This window comes from Paenibacillus sp. BGI2013 (genome assembly GCF_002843485.1).
Lineage (GTDB): Bacteria > Bacillota > Bacilli > Paenibacillales > Paenibacillaceae > Paenibacillus > Paenibacillus amylolyticus.
The window spans coordinates 316072-333535 of sequence record NZ_PJFA01000004.1; the positions used below are offsets into that span (position 1 = coordinate 316072).

14 protein-coding genes are annotated in these 17464 nt (G+C 43.4%); 10 read left to right on the plus strand and 4 right to left on the minus strand.

Translation table 11 applies throughout. The annotated features are described in order from the left end of the window. Positions 1–6 precede the first annotated feature (6 nt). The 6 genes from CXK86_RS12415 (at position 7) to CXK86_RS12440 (ending at position 10001) form a co-directional block, all read left to right on the plus strand. The gene (locus CXK86_RS12415; RefSeq protein WP_076253124.1) at positions 7–4464 is read left to right on the plus strand and encodes a carbohydrate binding domain-containing protein; all 4458 of its coding nucleotides are present in this window, start codon (positions 7–9) and stop codon (positions 4462–4464) included. A gap of 524 nt (positions 4465–4988) precedes the next feature. After that, positions 4989–6287, plus strand: a complete 1299-nt coding sequence (locus tag CXK86_RS12420) for an NCS2 family permease (RefSeq protein WP_017688352.1) — start codon at positions 4989–4991, stop codon at positions 6285–6287. Positions 6288–6451: 164 nt separating this feature from the next. Beyond that, a complete protein-coding gene (locus CXK86_RS12425; RefSeq protein ID WP_101313828.1) occupies positions 6452–7429 on the plus strand; it encodes an alpha/beta hydrolase in 978 nt (325 codons plus the stop codon). A gap of 141 nt (positions 7430–7570) precedes the next feature. Continuing rightward, on the plus strand, positions 7571–8335 hold the full coding sequence (locus tag CXK86_RS12430) for a MerR family transcriptional regulator (protein WP_076253126.1): 765 nt from the start codon (positions 7571–7573) through the stop codon (positions 8333–8335). Positions 8336–8347: 12 nt separating this feature from the next. Next, positions 8348–8992, plus strand: a complete 645-nt coding sequence (locus tag CXK86_RS12435; RefSeq protein ID WP_076253127.1) for a GNAT family N-acetyltransferase — start codon at positions 8348–8350, stop codon at positions 8990–8992. Then, the gene (locus CXK86_RS12440) at positions 8985–10001 is read left to right on the plus strand and encodes an alpha/beta hydrolase family protein (RefSeq protein ID WP_076253128.1); all 1017 of its coding nucleotides are present in this window, start codon (positions 8985–8987) and stop codon (positions 9999–10001) included. The genes CXK86_RS12435 and CXK86_RS12440 overlap by 8 nt, the downstream gene beginning before the upstream one ends. 117 nt (positions 10002–10118) lie before the next feature. Here the strand turns inward: CXK86_RS12440 and CXK86_RS12445 are convergent, their stop codons facing one another. Then, positions 10119–11471, minus strand: coding sequence for an MATE family efflux transporter (locus tag CXK86_RS12445; protein WP_076253129.1), 1353 nt, complete (start codon positions 11469–11471; stop codon positions 10119–10121). Between the two features lie 136 nt (positions 11472–11607). Between CXK86_RS12445 and CXK86_RS12450 the strand changes: the two genes are divergently transcribed. Next, on the plus strand, positions 11608–12291 hold the full coding sequence (locus CXK86_RS12450; RefSeq protein WP_076253130.1) for a TetR/AcrR family transcriptional regulator C-terminal domain-containing protein: 684 nt from the start codon (positions 11608–11610) through the stop codon (positions 12289–12291). 46 nt (positions 12292–12337) lie between these two features. Here CXK86_RS12450 and CXK86_RS12455 read toward each other — a convergent pair whose 3' ends face one another. Continuing rightward, positions 12338–13225 carry a LysR family transcriptional regulator gene (locus CXK86_RS12455; protein ID WP_076253131.1) on the minus strand — a complete coding sequence of 296 codons (888 nt, stop codon included), beginning with the start codon at positions 13223–13225 and terminating at the stop codon, positions 12338–12340. Between the two features lie 157 nt (positions 13226–13382). Between CXK86_RS12455 and CXK86_RS32665 the strand changes: the two genes are divergently transcribed. Together CXK86_RS32665 and CXK86_RS12465 are read left to right on the plus strand one after the other, a co-directional pair. Continuing rightward, a complete protein-coding gene (locus CXK86_RS32665) occupies positions 13383–13547 on the plus strand; it encodes a hypothetical protein (RefSeq protein ID WP_156946122.1) in 165 nt (54 codons plus the stop codon). After that, positions 13537–14715 carry an MFS transporter gene (locus tag CXK86_RS12465; protein WP_076253132.1) on the plus strand — a complete coding sequence of 393 codons (1179 nt, stop codon included), beginning with the start codon at positions 13537–13539 and terminating at the stop codon, positions 14713–14715. The genes CXK86_RS32665 and CXK86_RS12465 overlap by 11 nt, the downstream gene beginning before the upstream one ends. A gap of 29 nt (positions 14716–14744) precedes the next feature. Here CXK86_RS12465 and CXK86_RS12470 read toward each other — a convergent pair whose 3' ends face one another. Both CXK86_RS12470 and CXK86_RS12475 read right to left on the minus strand, forming a co-directional pair. Further along, a complete protein-coding gene (locus CXK86_RS12470; protein WP_076253133.1) occupies positions 14745–15146 on the minus strand; it encodes a VOC family protein in 402 nt (133 codons plus the stop codon). 121 nt (positions 15147–15267) lie between these two features. Beyond that, complete coding sequence (locus CXK86_RS12475) at positions 15268–15927, minus strand: helix-turn-helix transcriptional regulator (RefSeq protein ID WP_036671328.1); 660 nt, start codon at positions 15925–15927, stop codon at positions 15268–15270. A 166-nt stretch (positions 15928–16093) separates the two neighbouring features. On the opposite strand from CXK86_RS12475, the gene CXK86_RS12480 reads away from it, so the two are divergent. Next, entirely contained in the window at positions 16094–17452 is a 1359-nt protein-coding gene (locus CXK86_RS12480) for an MFS transporter (protein ID WP_076253134.1), read from the plus strand. Positions 17453–17464: the final 12 nt, after the last annotated feature.

A 17464-nucleotide genomic window follows, 5' to 3' on the forward strand; every position in this document is an offset into this window, starting at 1 on the left:
AGAAGGATGAGAAAAGGACTGGCATGTATGGTGGCATGGAGTTTAATGGCTTCTCTCGTTTATCCAGCAACTGCTGGAGCAGAAAGTGTACAGGGTCAAGCGGAGGTGGGAAATGTGCAGGCAAAAAGCCTGCACTTCTCTGTTCCCTATACAGACCTGACGGGGCATTGGTCACAATCTGCAGTTACACGTTTGCAAGACTTGAATTTATTGAAAGGTTATACGGACGGTACGTTCAAGCCCAGTCAGGTCATTAGCCGAGCTGAATTCGTCATGATTCTGGATCGGGCCTTTGGTTTCACCGGTAATGCGGCGACTGGTTCATATGCGGATATGACTTCAGACGATTGGTACTATGACGTGATGGTACGAGCGAATGGTTCTGGCATCATCGAAGGGACAGACCGTGAACATCTGTCACCACAACAACCGATTACACGCCAAGATGCAGCGGTTATGGTAGATCGAGCTTTTCAACTTTCAGCGGTTACAAATGAAGATAGTGAACAATTGAAATTTCAGGATGCAGATGATATTTCCGGTTATGCAAAGAAAGCGCTTACCTATCTGGTGAACGAAAATATTCTTAAAGGTTTCCAAGGCAAATTAAATCCTAAAACCTCGATTACACGAGCGGAGACGGCAGAGTTACTGTCAGCGATGATTGCAGATGTAAAAAGCACTCCTGGAGCATATGAGTCCCGGGTAGATGGCAACTTGATTATTAAATCAACGGATATCACGTTGAAAAATATGGTTGTCAATGGAAATCTGCTACTGGCAGAAGGCATAGGCGAGGGATCTGTTGTTCTTCAGGGCGTAACTGTTACAGGAAGTGTCATCATTAAAGGCGGAGGCAGTCATTCCATCAACATTAACAACTCCAAGCTGAAGCGAGTAGTCGTTGACAAACGTGGGGAACCCGTCAGAATTGCCATTACGGAAGAAAGCAACATTCAGGAGATGCATGTAAAGCAGAAATCCATTCTGGAGATCTCTTCAAACAGCCTGATTGATTCCATGAATATTCATGCAGAAGCGAGTCAGACTCAAATGGATACCAAAGGTACAATCCAAAAATTGAGTGTAGATGCCGATGATGTTGTGATCAACGGAGAGAAAGTAAAACAAGGATTGCGCACATCCATGGTGGGTGAAGCCCAACCACCTGCTTCATCGCAGCCTGGTGGTTCAACAAATGTGACAAGTACACCCACACCATCTTCTCCAGACGGGCAATCACCGTCTACACCATCGACACCAAGCAATCCGGCGGGCGAAAAACCGGTTCCAGCAACAACGATTCCGCATGATCAATGGGAACTGGTCTGGAATGATGAGTTTAACGGACCTTCGATTGATTCTTCCAAATGGACCGTGCAGGATACAGGACTCGTTTATAACAATGAAATGCAATATTACAGCCCGGACAACACTCGCATTACGAAAGATCAGAATCGAAGCGTGTTGCAGATTGAAGCAAAAAAGGGTCCGAAAAACGGTAAAGATTACAGCTCTGGCAAACTGATCTCCATGGGAAAAGGCGACTGGACCTACGGTAAAGTAGTTGTACGTGCGAAGCTTCCGATCGAAAAAGGCATGTGGCCTGCCATATGGATGATGCCAACAGATGAAGCACATTATGGTGGATGGCCTGCCTCTGGAGAAATCGATATTATGGAGCTAATTGGTGGCAAAGAGAGTAATAACAAGGTATATAGCACATTGCATTATGACAGTGTGAAGCCTGACGGTTCCCATGGACATGATCAGGGAAGCCTTACTCTTCCGAAGGGAGAAACTTTCGCTGACGATTATCATGATTTCCAGGTGGAATGGTTGCCGGGTATGATTCGTTTCTATGTGGATGGAAAGCTGCATCATGAAGTGACCAACTGGCAAACGAAGGCCGCCGGCCAACCCGAGTATTATACGTTCCCTGCACCATTTGATCGTCCATTCTATCTGATTCTGAATCTGGCAGTTGGAGGAGACTGGCCGGGGGCACCTGAAAGCAACTTCACTTCCGAAAAGATGAATGTTGATTTTGTGCGAGTATATTCTTACAAAAATCTAGACACATGGCCTGATGTAACAACAAATCCCATCGAGCCTGTGCAACAGCGTGACCCACAAGCCGATGGCAATCAAATATACAATGAACGTTTTGCGGAAGGGGCTGCAGACAATGGAGTGCCTCTGCAGTGGAAATTCATCACAAATGCTGATGGAGCTGGCAGTGTCAAAGTTGTAACAGATGAGCAGAAAGGGAAAGCAGCAGAAGTTACCATTGATGCATCGGGTACTGAAAACTACTCGGTTCAACTCACTCAGATGCCGATGTACATCAAGAAAAACAAAAAGTACAAGATACAATTTGATGCGAAAGCATCTGCTAACCGTACGATCATGTCCAAACTGAACCAATTCGAAAAAAGTTGGACCAATTATTCGGGTGATAACACCTTTGCACTCACGACAGATTGGCAATCCTATGACTATACCTTTAATATGCGGGATGGCACGGATAACAATGCCAGATTTGAATTTAATCTGGGGCTGGATGATACAACGGTTTGGCTTGCCAATGTCAGACTGATTGAGGTGGGTGAGGCTGATCCAATAACGGTTGAACGGAACGCGCTGCCTGATGGTAATTTCATTTACAATGGTACATTTGATCAAGGTAAGGAACGCCTCGGTTTCTGGACCACCAGCGTCCAGGAGAATGCTGAAGCCAATATAAGTGTAAATAACTTTTCGAAATTCCCAATTATGGAGCGTCAGCTGGTTGTTGATGTTACTCAAACGAATAATGACCCACAACAAGTTTCGGTGAACCAACCCGATTTGAAACTGGAAGCGAATACAACGTATGGTTTCTCCTTAGATGCCAAGGCAGACACACCGCGAAGTATCGACATTGATGTTGTCAGCAGTAATGGGCATACGGTACAGGTTCATCAAGGACAAAACCTCTCCTTGAACCAAGAAATGAAAACATACACCGGAGAAATCATCATTGGAGATGGAGCATCAATCGCACAATCCGAGCTAAAACTGTTATTCGGCAGTTCTAAAGGTAAGGTATATGTGGACAATGTTCGTCTGACGAAACGCGGCAAACCTCTGTCAGTGAATGGCTACGCACATGTTCCTGCAACCGAAGCCTGGATGATGCAGGGCTTACAACTGGAGGACTCCGTAGAAGGAGGAAAACATGTCAGTTACATGGATCAGGGAGATCTGCTGCAATATAAAATCGATGTAGCTCACGACGGAGTATATGTTCTGTCTGCCCGAATGGCCAGTGGAAAAAGTGATTCCAAGGTTCAGTTCAGCATTCAGGATGAACAAGGTACAACCGTTGCACAATCAGACCTGAGTCTCGGAGACACGGGTGGATGGCAAGCATATAAAACGGTGTATTTTCCAGGGGTCAACTTGACAGCAGGCAAACCCTATTATGTGAATTTTGAAGGAGCAGATTATAATACACGTTGGGTGGATATTTCACAAAACAAAATTCAGAACAGTGAGCTAACAGCTGATCTGAATCATTGGGAGCTAACTCCTAATGATCTGACAGCCTCACATGACGAGGGTGAAGGATTAATGGTTAAATTGCCTGGTACAAGTGAACATTGGTGGGATGCTTTATTGCAACAAGGTCAGATCAAACTGGATGCAAACAAAACGTACCGACTTACCTTCGAGGCATCTGCTTCAAGTCCTAAATCCATGCAAGCGGTTCTTTCTCAGAATGCAGGCGATTTTGTGAAGTATTTTGAAGAAGAAGTGGAATTAACCGCAGATCAAAAGTCGTATACTTACACCTTCACTATGGGGGATACCTCCGATTCGGCAGCTATGCTTGCATTTGGATTAGGATATCCGCTATCTACAGGTGAACACTCGATTCACATCAATAACGTCCAATTATATGAAGTTAATCCGAATGCAGATCAAGGAGGTCAGCCAGCTCATGTTAACCTTATTCCCAATGGGGACTTCTCCAAAGGTGCAGAAGGTTGGTTTACCCACGCGGATGGTAATGCAGCGGACCTTGAGATGCAAGTTAGCAATCAACAGCTTCAAGCCAAGATTGGTCATGCAGGACAGCATCCATGGGATCGTCAAGTCATCAATGAAGGATTCGGCATACAGCAAGGTTTTAAATATAAATTAACGTTTAAAGCCAAAGCGGAGAAGTCCAGGAAATTGGGTTTGGGGATTGGATGGGTCGATGCAGCTGCCAACTATGAATGGCATGGGTTCTTTGGGGCACGAGTTGATTTGACCCCAGAAGAACAGGAGTTCACGTTTACATTTGATGCAACAGAAGACAGCTATGCGAATACTCGAATTTCATTTGATCTGGGTAACATTGATGGTGAGCAAGATGGCAACACAACCGTCTCATTATCCGAGGTCAGCTTGATTAATCTGGGTCCTGCCAATTAACTTCTGAATTCTCTATAATTTGTCTTATATGCTTGCCTAATTCTCTTATTACCTATACAAGCAGAATAAAGTTGTTCAGGAATGACATCATCCCCATGGCAAAATCAAATCGCTAAAAGAATTATCCAGCGAATATGAAGAGAAACCTACTACGAATTAAGCAAGAGACTGTCAGTGAACATTGCTGGCAGTCTTTTCTTCATATATCGCAGACATTGAGCGATACGTACTTACTCTATCCTAAAAACGAATGAACAAAAGAGATGATGTCTGTATAGTTCGTAAATAACTGTGAACAAATCGTTAATTCATTGACATTGCATGTAATTTTAATTAGAATACGAAATGGACTTCAGGTTGAAAACAGATATGAGTATCTTTATGTTTAGTTTAGAGCTTAGCTGTTGAATCTTTAAATCCTAACAACGAATATAGGAGCGACAATATTACAATCCTATATGAAGATTAGGATTTTTTGTTTTTAGCTTTGGAGTATAATTTGAAAGTTGGAGGCTGGCTTTACCATGGACAAATGGTTCAAACTTAAAGAACGAGGCACGACCATCCCCACAGAAATTATCGCAGGGGTTACAACATTTTTCACAATGGTATACATAGTTATCGTAAACCCAGGAATACTCAGCAGCACGGGCATGGACTTTAACGGAGTATTCATAGCAACGGTACTGGCAAGTATTGTGGGAACTCTGATTATGGGAATATGGTCCAATTATCCAATCGTCATCGCGCCGGGTATGGGGCTGAATGCATTCTTTGCCTATAGCGTAGTTGCCGGGTATGGCGTATCTTGGCAGGTTGCACTGGGAGCCGTATTTATAGCAGGGATTTTGTTTATTATTTTATCACTGACTTCATTCCGTTACATGTTGCTAGATGCAATTCCTGCTAGCTTAAAACATGCCATAACCGCAGGGATCGGATTGTTTATTACAACGGTAGGTTTGCAAAATGCCGGGATTATTGCCGATTCAGAATCGAATTTGATTACGATCGGAAACTTGGCTGAGCCGATGGCTTATCTGACCATTATCGGATTGATTATTACCGTTGTGCTGATGGCTTATAATGTGAAAGGTTACCTGTTCATCGGAATGGTGGTAACAGCGATACTTGCCTGGATTATGGGACTATTCCAAATGCCGGAATCGATTGTATCCATGCCGCAAGGCCTCGCGTCAACGGCTTTGCAACTGGATCTGGCAGGGGTATTCTCGAATGGCTTATATACAATCATATTTACCTTCTTGTTGATCACGCTGTTTGATACGACAGGCACGATGCTCGGCGTTGCTGAACAAGCAGGATTGCTTAAGGATGGTAAATTCCCACGCTCGCGTGGCGCATTATTGGCAGATGCCGTAGGAACAACCTCAGGTGCTTTGCTCGGAACAAGTCCAACATCGGCTTACATCGAATCCAGCACAGGGGTAGCTGCAGGAGGAAGAACGGGACTGACAGCGGTAACGGTAAGTGTACTGCTTGCGCTGACCTTGTTCTTCACACCGATCGTAAGTGTAATATCAAGCATTCCGGCGATTACTTCTCCGGCACTGATCATTGTTGGATACTTTATGATTAACGTTATCAGCAAAATCAAATGGGATGATCTCGAAGAAGCATTTCCTGCCTTCCTGATTATCATTCTTACTCCATTGACGCATAGTATTGCAACAGGCATCGGCGTAGGTTTCATCTTTTATCCGGTACTCAAGCTGCTTCGTGGAAAAGGTAAAGATGTTCATCCAATCTTCTACATTTTTGCGGTATTGTTCTTCATTCAGCTTGTGTTCCTGGACCACTAAAACTGTCTTATCCTATGGAGAACTGCTCTCAACAAGCAGCTCTCTTTTTTTTGTAGTTCATACTCCGTTCATATTCCCGTCACGAAGGGGACATCTTTCATGGTTACACTATACCTATGTCGCAAGAGCGGCTCTACAGATATAAACGACAGGAGAAGATGGAAATGGCAGAAGCAGTGGATGTAACAACAACGGGGACTAAGGGCCGTAAAAAACGGTACTTATGGTTGAAAATAATAGGTGGTATTGTCGGCGCGCTGGTGCTGTTCATGGGCATCACGTTTGTCGTTCATACGATAAGTAATGGGGCCGAGAAAAAGAAAATCGAATCGTACGGCCAATATGTCAATATTGATGGGAAGAATATGAATGTATCCATTCAAGGTAGCGGCGAACAAACCATCGTGCTACTTCCCGGACAAGGAACACCGTCACCAGTACTTGATTTCAAATTGTTAATCGATGAATTAACTTCTGATTACAAAGTTGTGGCGATTGAGCCTTTCGGTTATGGGTTAAGCGACCAAACCGAAAAGGAGAGAACCACCGAGAATATTGTTAGTGAAATTCATGAAGCTGTACAGCAGCTCGGTATAGATCGTTATATTCTGATGGGGCATTCCATCACGGGACTGTACGCGGCGACTTATGTGAACACGTATCCGGATGAAGTCTCTGCTTTTGTCGGGATCGATAGCAGTGTTCCGAATCAACCTGGCATGGATGTTAAATTACCTTTGAACTTAATGAAATTCTTTCAAAAATCAGGCTTAATGAGAGTACTCAATAAAGTGAGTGGTGATTCATATGCATCACTTGACTATGATGAACATACCAAAGAACAGATGAAGTTGATTTCGAATCAAGTCTCGACAAATCCGACATTAGTAAATGAGCTTAAACATCTGGGTTCCAATTTCAAAAATGGAGAAAAACTCACGTATCCTAGTGATCTGCCAGTGCTTCTCTTTGTTCAATCCAATAACGAGAAAAACCCGCAGTGGATTCCGCTACATGAAGAACAAGCCAAACAATCCGCACAGGGTAAGATGATCCCAATGGAAGGTTCACATTACCTGCATCATACCAAATACAAAGAAATTGCTGAGGAATTCAAATCTTACATGAAACAAATCCAATAGGATGATTGATTAATAAACTGCGGTACCGAATCTGGTGCCGTGGTTTTTTTGTTATCAGGAGAGGCTAAAATAAAACTTGACCTTAGGTCAGACCTAAGGTTTATGCTTGTAATATGAAAAACAGCAAAGGTGGTGAATTGGTTGAGTGATGAAATTACGATTAGTGAGCTGGCAAAGCTGATGAAAGTCTCTGTACATCAAATTCGATACTTCGAAGAAAAAGGGGTGTTACACCCTGCTTATATAGCAGAAAACCAATACAGGATGTATGGGGTAGATGAAATTTACCGTCTATCTCATATTTTGTTGCTTCGCAAAATGGGACTGTCTGTTCAAATGATCAAGGAATGTTTGAGTAATCTGACAACCGTTCAAATCACATCATTATTTCGCCAAGCGTTGGCAGACACGGAAGAAGCCATCACTCAGCTTCAGCAAACAAAGCACCTTATCAGCAAGTTGTTGCATGAGCAAGAGCATATTCCGCTTGAGGATCAAGTGACTTATTATATTGTTACTCGTGAGGAGATTCACTTATCACTGTGGTTCCATATGGAAGCGCAAGGGTACTTGCAAGCAAGGCAACTGACCCAACATAAAGGAAACATTCCCAATTTATTTGAAGCCGACATCCATTATGCGTACGACGAGACGGACACCGTAGGAATTTATACACAAAAGGAGGGAGCAAACGATTTAGTTTTGCCTAGAGGAAAATACCTTTCTCGTCATGTATATGTACAAATTGAAGCTGAACTCAAAGAACATATCAACGAATTTTATGCTTATGCAGAACACCAGGGCTATCCGTATCACGGTCCACTTATTATGGTAGAAAAATCTTATTTATCTTTATTCACACCAGAAAAGCTTCATTATGAGCTATTGTTACAAATGATCGAGTAGGGGAGGCACACAGTGACAACTTCCATTCAGATAGAACCCGTTTGTCCCCAGTTTCATCAAGCTGTTGCTGAACTCATGGCTTATGGTTTTGGACACAAATTTCAAAAGATCACTTCATTGTCCATAACTGATCTGGCTTACGCATTTGAACAGTTGCTCAATCATCCGCCCATGGAACAAAGTACTCTTCGAGTCATTGCTCGTGAAAATGAGGAAATTGTTGGCACCATGTGCTTGAAATGGAAGGAAGCAGATAACAGAGCAGCAATAACAAGCGTTCGTGCCAATCCTCATTGGTGGGGCCAGTGCAATAGGGTTGGCATGTGGAAACTGCTTCAGTTAATAACTGGTTTACATCTGCTGAAGCATACTCCTACATTAGGTGAATGTTATGTGGAAGATCTGGTTGTACATCCACAGCACCAAGGCAAGGGAATTGGTACGCAGTTGCTTCAATGGGCACAGAAATATATGTTGCAATCCAAATCAATATCATCTCTTAGCTTGCATGTGGCAAGTCAGAATCATCAAGCGATACAGTTATATGAACGCTATCAATTTCGCAAGCAGTATAGCACAAACAGCTTTCTGACCGGCCTGCTCTTAGGCGAAAACCAATGGTATTATATGATTTACAAAGGAGATAGTTATGTTTAATTGGAAAAAACGATACATCTCAGTTATTGTGGCAATCTTACTGATGGTTGGTGCAGGACTGTACATAGTCGATCAAAGTGATTTTGACATGGAGGAACAAACCATTGAAATTCAATCTCCACAGGGTAAGTTAACAGGTACGCTCACGTTACCCAGAAACCATTCAGACAAGCTAGGTCTAGTACTGTTTATTCACGGTGACGGTCCGATAGACTCTACTCATGGTGAGGGATACAAACCGTTATGGGAGCGACTGGCATCGATCGGGTATGCATCCTTGTCGCTAGATAAACGGGGAATCGGGGGTTCAGAGGGAAACTGGCTAGATCAAAGCATGGATGATCGTGTTGTGGAGGCACAACAAGCAATTGCATGGGCGAAAGAACAATCCATCATTGATGATTCCAAAATAGGCGTATGGGGTGCCAGCCAAGCAGGCTGGGTGATTCCTAAGCTTGCTGGGAAAGAACATCTTGCCTTCAGTATTTTGGTATCACCAGCGATAAACTGGTTGGAACAGGGAGAATACAACACACGCGGCCAAATGGCGAAAGATAGTTATTCCACGGAGGAGATTCAAAATCAGGTCGATTATGAAAACCAGATTAAAGAGATTTTAAAGAAACAAGGCACATATGAAGAGTACACCAAGATTGCTCGAGAGGATGATCTGATTTCCAAAGAACGCTGGAACTTCATAAAGAAAAATTTTGCTTCAGATGCCACGGCGGATTTGCATCATTTCAAAACCCCTGTACTACTTCTGCTTGGAGAAGATGATGTGAATGTGGACATTGTTGATACAGAGCAAGCATACCGTAAAGGAATTCAGCCATCTTCCTTGCTTCATGTGAAAATCTTCTCTAATACAGAACATTCGATGTTACCAACCTCTATTGCAGGCTCGGAATGGAAACAATCACTATTATTTCTGTTTGCTCCGAGAAGCATTACAGTGGAAGGGTATATGGATGAAATAGAACATATGTTGACCAAGCTCTCCTTATAACAGTTACAGTTATAGTTTCCTAGTATCGTTAGATAAATAATTGTCATTTGGAAATGAAAGAGCAGGGTCAGGGAGCGGGAGCGCCCTTATCCTGCCTTCTTGCGTGTTATATGTTATCTACTGTGCTAAATGTTCCAGATCCGGCTGCAATTTGGTCCGCAAAACATATAACATGATGGCCCCAACTAGGAACGCCACGGCATCCGCAATAACGAGCGACCAGATCACTCCATGAAAGCCGTTCATTTGATTAGCAATATACAATACAGGAATTAGTGTAATTCCTTGAATGATGGACATAACAAACGCGGCGGTTCCTTGGGCTGTTGCTTGGAAGATCCCCATAAACAAAGAAGTCATTCCTGTAATGAACAAGGATAAAAAGGTTACATGAAGAATGTAGCTACCCATTTCAATTAATTGCGGGTCAGTCGTAAATAAACCAATCAAGTGGTCGGAAATCAGATAGACGACAACCCCAAACAGGATGGCTAAACCCAAAATAGATTTTATCGTGAATCCAATCGTTTGTTTCATGCGTAATTTGTTCGCTGTGAATGAGAAGGCAATCAACGGCACAACTCCCTCGCACAAACCCATCAGAATAAACTCAGGAAATTGTAATAAACGTGATGAGATTCCATACCCAGCAACGGCCTGATCCCCATATTCGACAAGAAAAAGGTTAAGAATAAGCGACATTGCACCCAAGAAGACACTCATAACAAAGACGGGAACACCGATTTTGAACACATTACTCAGGATGTCCTTCGTCACCTTGAACCATTTCAGGGAGACGGTTAAGAATTGACTCTTATAACTCATATGGAATGCGTAAAATGCACTCGCAACCAAGTTGGAGATGACGGTAGCAGATGCAACGCCAATCACGCCCCAATGGAAGACAAAAATGAATAGTGCATCGAGGATAATATTTATAACAACACTGAGAATCATACCGGTCATAGAAGTCATTGCTGAACCTTCTGAGCGCACGATATTCTCCAGGGTGAAGAATAAGATGACGAAGGGTGAACCTATAAGCATAATCGTGACATACTCTTTTGTAAATCCGAAGGACTCTGGCGTTGCCCCCAGCCCATGAACGATTGGTTCAATCAGCGGGAGCCCAACGGCCATCACAATAATTCCGAGAACTAAACTGCTGTAAAAGGCAAATGAAGATACATGCTTCAGATCATCTACTTTTTTCTCTCCCAGCAAACGGGAGATGAATGTACCGCTGCCTATACCAATTAAATTACCAAGGGCCATGATGACCGCGAATAAAGGTAAAGTTAATGCGAGTGCGGTTAACATTGCCGTATTACCAAGTGTGCCAAGGAAATAGGCATTCAAGATGGAGTAAATAACACTCATTGACGTGCCTAGCATCATTGGGACAGCAAAGTGAGCTACGGCTTTGGCGATTGGTGCTTTTTCAAAGTAATGGAGGTTTTCTGCATCCATGTGGGTCACTACTTTCTTCGTTAATATTGATCTAATCTAACAGCGTTAGATTGAACCTTACAGTGTTAGATGTTATCATGAACTTATGAACCTGTAAAGCATAAACTTACACTGTTAGATAAAAGGGCGGATACCGATGAAAAAACAACAGCCTCAGATTTCGGAAGATAAGATTTTGGAAACTTCGTGGGAACTTCTTGGAGAAGAGGGCATCGAGAAATTCAGCATGAGACGCTTGGCAGACAAGTTGGGGATTCAGGCTCCATCTCTATACTGGTACTTCAAGAGCAAGCAGACGCTCTACCAGCGTCTGGCCAACCAGATATCGAAAATTATTCTGGACGAGTTTCATACTGAAGGGGACTGGAAGGAGCAGATGGAGGGGCTTGCGGTGACGGTACGGAGTGTGCTCAGCAGATACCCGTGCTCCACACAGCTCATGATGATGACGCTGCCCCATGAACCGGACATGATCCGCTTCACCAACCGCATGTTGCTCTGTATGGAATCAACGCCACTAGAGCAAGAACAGAAATTACAGGCCGTTCTCACGCTTGTGAACTATGTATTCTACTTCGTCCTGGATGATTATCAGCATCAGCGCAATATATCTGCTGTTCTTAAGGATCAGGAAGCACTTCAGGGTGAAGAGATGATCCAACTTCTGGATTCTATGAGTGAGAAGGAAGCTGGACTTTTCAGCAGGATGTATAAGAACGGTCTGTTTGAGGTGATGGGAACCGACGGAGCTTTCGAGTTCGGCTTGAAGCTTATTTTACTCGGGATTGAACAAGTCATAAAGAAACCCACCGAGAATTAAACTCCGGTGGGTTTCTTCTTATACTCACGTTAATCCCTTTATCAGTCTAAAATTTAGCCTGAATGTCTTTTAAAAACAAATCCGCAGCAGTCGAAAAGACCTGATGTTTTTTCCAAACGATATTTAACCCAGATTCAAGTCTTGGCTCTAGAGGTCTGAAACAAAGATCGCTTTCACTGGACGTATTCACTATTTTATCAAGTGTTAATGCATAACCAATGCCTTCTTCAACCATAATGGCAGCATTATATGCAAGATTGTATGTAGTTACGACGTTTAATTTGTCAAAATCTTCACCAAACCAATCCGCAAACTCATTTTTCGAAAATGTTTGCTTCATCGACTGTCGTGAACAGATCAGTGGAACATGTAATAAGTCTGTAGATCGAATCGTATCTTTGGAGGCGAGCGGACTTTCTTTTCTCATCACCACTCCCCAAACATCTTTGTCCGAGAAATTGATATAGTTATATTTGGAGACATCCGCTGGCTGGATTAGAATACCGAAGTCAAGGAGTCCCTTGTCAAGCCGCTCAGTTACATCATCTTCGTTACCGCTGTATAGGTGATAGCGTATATCGGGATATTTATTCTGAACTTCTTTTGCCACTCTTGCAATCTGTTTCATGGCTTCCGTTTCTCCACCGCCAATATAAATATCTCCACTTATGGTTTCTTCCATGGATTCAAATTCTGCCTCTAATTTATCAACCATACCTACAATTTCTTCAGCTCTATTCCTTAAAAGCATACCTTCATCTGTGAGAATAATACTGTAACTACTGCGAATAAATAATTTCTTTCCCAACTCTTGTTCAAGGTCTTTCAATTGTCTGGACAAGGTGGGCTGCGTAACATGCAAGAAATCAGCAGCGCGTGTAATGCTTCCTTCTCTGGCGACCGTAAGAAAATAACGCAATACTCTAATCTCCATCGTAACTCCTCCTTTATCCCTTATATTCTACAATAAACCTTACAGAAATGCCTTTCAAGCATAACTTGTTATAAGATATGAGTATTTGCTATGTGGTGTATAAACGCTAAACTAAAAAGCAAGGCAACTGGAGAAGAAATTGAAAGGAATGAATGATATGGATAAGACAAAAGTATGGTTTATCAATGGCGCTGGTCGAGGTATGGGCACAACTATTGCTAAGGCTGCTTTAACTGCTGATGCAGAGCAGAAAATTGCCAACCTTCAGACAGAGATCAATGCTTACCGGGATCTCTCTAAATCCATGGCATATGACAACTAAACGAAATCACCTGCTTGTATTCATTCTGACCTTTGGGGTATTCAGTATTTTAAATACGGAGATGGGCGTAATCGGAATCTTGCCTTTGATTGCAGAACATTACGAGGTCAGTATCTCAACCGCTGGTTTGATTGTGAGTCTTTTTGCGCTTGCGGTTGCTGTATCTGGCCCCATTTTGCCCTTATTATTTTCGGGCATGAACCGCAAGCATGTCATGTTATTTGTACTTGGCATTTTTATTGTGGGCAGCCTGGTCTCCGCCATCACATCAAACTTTACGGTATTGGTCATTGCACGTGTCGTTCCGGCTTTTTTCCATCCTGTCTATTGCTCATTGGCATTTACGGTCGCAGCGGCGTCAGTCCCCAAGGAAGAAGCGCCCAAGGCAGTCGCTAAAGTATTTGTAGGCGTGTCGGCAGGCATGGTACTTGGAGTACCCCTTTCGAGCTTGATTGCCACCAGCACATCGTTGTTCTATGCGATGTTGTTCTTTGCTGCCGTAACAATCGTCGCATTTGTAGCAACACTTCTTTTTGTGCCCTCAATGCCAGTTACGAAAAGAATCTCTATGGGTACTCATCTGTATGTATTGAGAAGATCCGTGATGTGGCTATCCATTGCTGGCGTGATTTTCATGAACGGAGCTGTATTTGGGGTCTATAGTTACCTTGCCGAGTTTCTGAAAACCGTGACAAGTTATGACTGGAACACCGTCAGTGTGTTGTTATTTCTATATGGCTTGGCCAATATGGTTGGGAACATGATAGCAGGGAAACTGCTCGCTAATTTCCCTTTAAGAACGATCAAGATGTATCCCATTGCATTAATAACGATATACATCTTGTTGTTCACCTTCGGACAATTCAGTGTGCCAACAGCCTTCCTTATTTTCATTTGGGGGATCATAGGAGGCATAGGGGGCAATATCACTCAATATTGGGTGGTAGCGGCAGCACCAGAGGCACCCGAATTGTCGAATGGGATCTTTCTAACCTCTTCCAACCTGGGAACAACACTTGGTGCTAGTGTATGTGGACTAATCGTAACTGGAATAAGTACACAATATATTGTAGTTGGAGGAATCGTGTTCCTTATCTTTAGTATCGTAACGAATTACTTCAGAATCTCCATGACTGGCCGATTCGAGGGTTCCAAAATTGGAGGATAAGAGGCGGACGTAGTGATAGGCGTTATACATCACCGTTTCGGCATTTTGCTCTCATCCATATACAACAGGTTCCAGCGGTGACCGTCCAGGTCGGCAAATCCAGCGCCGTACATCCAGCCGTCTATTTCACCAGGCTTGCCAAAGATGGTTCCTCCAGCAATCTCTACTTTTTGAATAAAAGCATCAACTTCTTCTCTGCTGTCAGCACCAATGGAAAATATCACTTCTGCGCTATGGGAAGTATCTGCGGTTTTGGCACCTGTAAATTTCTCGAAGGTTGCTTCCGGAAACAGTAGAATCGTTGTTGAGCCTATGACAAGCTGGGCTCTCTCGTTGCCAACATTCTCCCCATGGAATCCAATCTCATTGAAAAAGGTAGTGGATTTCACAACATCTTTCACCGGCAGGTTCATCCAGATTTTTTGTGACATGGCAGTAGCCTCCTAGAGTATATTTTCGACACTCTTACTATACTCTACCTCAATTCAAAATTACATAATCAGTTCAAAAACCAAACCAAAAGAGCAATCTCCAATGAGGTTGCTCTTTTGGTCATGGCTTATTATGCCTAACGGTGTATACGCAGTTTCTTCCTCCGGCTAGAATGTATTCTCCCCGTTCAATATGAACATTATCGCCTAGAACTGTTTTGAATAAATGTAACTCATTCTTGCATAACCCGGTACATACCGCGGCCGCTTCACAGATCGGACAATGCTTCTCAATGAATAGGAGACTGCCATCATCCTGCTCCTTAACCTCGGCCATATAACCTTCATTCGTACGAATTTCGGCCAATTTCTCCAATCTCTCTCTAACTCCTGATGAATCGCCAAGATGCTGAAGATATTGTTCTTGCATATTTTTATTTCGAACATCCAGCAGCTTGTCCAGCCCTTCAGTACCAAAAGCCTCTTTCATTGAATTGATGAGGCTGACGGATAGATCCGAATATCCACTTGGAAAAAAACGATTAGCCGCGGGAGTTAATATCCATAACTTGGTGGGACGACCCATGGGACGGGCCTCTTCCACAGTGGTGACCAATCCTTCTCCTTTTAGCGCATTCAGATGTTGACGAATAGCCATTCCGGATAACGAAAACTGAGAGGAGAGAGTGACAACATCCATTCCCCCGCGCTCTTTTAACAGATTAATAATTGCTCTCCGGGTACTGGTCGAGACATCCTTTTTAGTTTGATTTCCGCTCATGGTGCACCTCCTTGTGACGCAACTGAGTCTACATGACTAACTACATTTTAAACAAAAATGTTGACAAAGTCAAAGCCGGACTGTAGCTTAGACATTATAAACAAAAATGTTTACTAAGTATCCGGATACGATGTATACATACCAATTTTCTTGGAGGTCACATTTCATGTCGTCTAATCATCAAAGTATTTTCAGTCCGCGTTATTTTGCACTAACCATAGGGATTATTTTATCAGTGATGGCCGTTGGATTCGAAGGTCTATCCGTCACCACCATTGCTCCTTCGATTGCTGGAGACTTGAACGGCCTTAGCCTGTTCGGATGGATATTCAGTACCTATCTGCTTGCGCAGATTATCGGAACGCTGGTCGTCGGTCGAATCATTGATAAAAGAGGACCTGCAGCACCGTTCACTTTTGCACTTCTGTTATTTATCGTAGGGCTGATCGCTGCCGCAACCGCAGGCGACATGTATACCATGATAGGATCACGGGCTCTACAGGGTTTGGGTGCCGGAGCTATGATGACTTGTGTGTATACAGCTATATCGTTAAGTTACCCGGATGAGTTGCGTGCCAAAATTCTTGGAGCATTTGGTACTGCCTATGTTCTTCCGTCCATGCTCGGTCCATATGTAGCAGGAGTTATCGCAGATCAGTGGTCCTGGCGCTTTGTTTTCTGGGGGATCTTACCTGTGCTGGTGGTTTCAGCATTGCTTAGTTTACCTGCCTTTAGGAAATTGAAAGTGCAGAAGACAGGAGGGGATAGCGGATCTTCATCCACTTGGATGGCGTTACTCTTAACGTTAGGTACAGGGATTTTCCTGGTTGGTCTAAGTAGGCTTCCGAGCATTATGGGATTTGTTTTAGTCGTGATTGGCCTAGTATTGATGATATTTCCTCTGCGTAAATTGCTACCGAAGGGAACACTTACGTTGCGCAGAGGAATGCCAGCTATTTTGGCAACACGTGGATTGTTCTTCGCTGCCTATACTAGTACACAGAATTTCCTGGTATTGGCTCTAATCGATGTGAAAGGAATTACACCTTCTCAGGCCGGATTAATTGTGGCGAGTGCTGCATTAAGTTGGTGTATCATTGCGTATCTGCAAGGACGGTGGGATGCGGCAGATCAGGGCAGTGGACGTCATATGAGAATTATTCTTGGCGTATTGTTACTTGCCATAGGGATTGCCATCGTATTTTGGGTACCTGTTGTGACCGTTACCATCGCAGTTATTGGGCAGATCATTGCAGGAGTTGGTATTGGATTGGCGCATCCGATTAGTGGTGTTGTCGCATTCTCCCAAACGGGGGAAGAAGGCGTGGGCCAAACCTCGGCAAATCTGCAATTTGCAGATTCTTTTACACCTGGTGTAGTGATTGGCATTGGTGGTTCCATACTTGTCGTGTGTCAGGCTGGCGGTATGTCACTTCAATCCGGCTTAATTGTAGCCATGGGTTTCCATCTCTTGTTGATCGTCACGAGTATCATTGCCAGTACTCGGATCTCACCACGCAGATGAATAAGAAAGTGG

What these genes read in the sequence shown, in the direction of transcription:
- CXK86_RS12445 (WP_076253129.1), bottom strand. Translation starts at nt 11,471, where the DNA reads ATGGATGCAGAAAACCTCCATTACTTTGAAAAAGCACCAATCGCCAAA.
- CXK86_RS12455 (WP_076253131.1), bottom strand. Translation starts at nt 13,225, where the DNA reads ATGGAGATTAGAGTATTGCGTTATTTTCTTACGGTCGCCAGAGAAGGA.
- CXK86_RS12475 (WP_036671328.1), bottom strand. Translation starts at nt 15,927, where the DNA reads ATGAGCGGAAATCAAACTAAAAAGGATGTCTCGACCAGTACCCGGAGA.
- CXK86_RS12450 (WP_076253130.1), top strand. Translation starts at nt 11,608, where the DNA reads ATGAAAAAACAACAGCCTCAGATTTCGGAAGATAAGATTTTGGAAACT.
- CXK86_RS12425 (WP_101313828.1), top strand. Translation starts at nt 6,452, where the DNA reads ATGGCAGAAGCAGTGGATGTAACAACAACGGGGACTAAGGGCCGTAAA.
- CXK86_RS32665 (WP_156946122.1), top strand. Translation starts at nt 13,383, where the DNA reads ATGGATAAGACAAAAGTATGGTTTATCAATGGCGCTGGTCGAGGTATG.
- CXK86_RS12415 (WP_076253124.1), top strand. Translation starts at nt 7, where the DNA reads ATGAGAAAAGGACTGGCATGTATGGTGGCATGGAGTTTAATGGCTTCT.
- CXK86_RS12480 (WP_076253134.1), top strand. Translation starts at nt 16,094, where the DNA reads ATGTCGTCTAATCATCAAAGTATTTTCAGTCCGCGTTATTTTGCACTA.
- CXK86_RS12420 (WP_017688352.1), top strand. Translation starts at nt 4,989, where the DNA reads ATGGACAAATGGTTCAAACTTAAAGAACGAGGCACGACCATCCCCACA.
- CXK86_RS12465 (WP_076253132.1), top strand. Translation starts at nt 13,537, where the DNA reads ATGACAACTAAACGAAATCACCTGCTTGTATTCATTCTGACCTTTGGG.
- CXK86_RS12440 (WP_076253128.1), top strand. Translation starts at nt 8,985, where the DNA reads ATGTTTAATTGGAAAAAACGATACATCTCAGTTATTGTGGCAATCTTA.
- CXK86_RS12470 (WP_076253133.1), bottom strand. Translation starts at nt 15,146, where the DNA reads ATGTCACAAAAAATCTGGATGAACCTGCCGGTGAAAGATGTTGTGAAA.